Origin of the sequence: Microbacterium sp. HMWF026, assembly GCF_003061325.1 — a bacterium.
Taxonomy (GTDB): domain Bacteria; phylum Actinomycetota; class Actinomycetes; order Actinomycetales; family Microbacteriaceae; genus Microbacterium; species Microbacterium testaceum_E.
On sequence record NZ_QAJB01000248.1, the window covers coordinates 6,516 to 7,268 of the forward strand.

General features: G+C 75.4%; 1 protein-coding gene. It reads right to left on the reverse strand.

Annotation, left to right across the window (positions count from 1 at the left end; genetic code table 11):
* On the reverse strand, nt 1-470 hold a 470-nt coding region (locus DBR36_RS18325), incomplete at its 3' end, for an alcohol dehydrogenase catalytic domain-containing protein (RefSeq protein WP_258222698.1).
* Nucleotides 471-753 lie beyond the last annotated feature (283 nt).

Genomic DNA, 753 nt, shown 5'->3' on the forward strand with positions numbered 1-753 from the left:
GTCAGGGCGCGGTACGCGGTGGCGAAGCGGCATCCCAGGGCCGCCGCCGCCTCGAACGAGACATCGTCGGGAATGCGCACGACGTTCGTGTCGGCCGCGCGCAGCACCACCCGCTCGGCGAAGCTGCCCCACTGCGTGAAGCCCGGCTGCTGCTGGTCGGGGCACACCTGGGCGTTCCCGCTGCGGCACCACTCGCAGGCTCCGCAGCCCATCACGAAGGGCACGGTGACGCGGTCTCCGACGCTCCAGCGCTCCACGCCGTCGCCGACCTCGACGATGACACCGGCCAGCTCGTGCCCCGGGACGTGCGGCAGGGCGACGTCGTCGTGTCCCACCCAGGCGTGCCAGTCGCTCTTGCACAGACCCGTGGCGTGCACCTCGACCACGACGCCGCCGGCGGGGGCGGCGGGCTCGGCCACCTCGCGGACCTCGAGGGGTTCGGCCAGGGCATCCATGATCATCGCGCGCATGGCATCCATTCTCGCGGGGTCAGCGCACCCGTCGAGTGTCCACGACACGCCGCTCGGGCGCGCCGTGGTGCGGCACGTCCTGGACACTCGACGGCGGGGGTCTTCGGAGGGCGGACGCGAGCGTGTCCCGCACGCCGGACGCGCGGATGCCGAGGGGCACCCGCGCGTCCGCGACTTCAGGCGCGGCGGCGGCGCACCGCGAGCAGCGCACCGCCGGCGACCGTCAGCAGCAGGGCCGTCGCGCCCAGCGCGAGCGGGGCCGCGGCGCCGGTCGCGCTGGGCG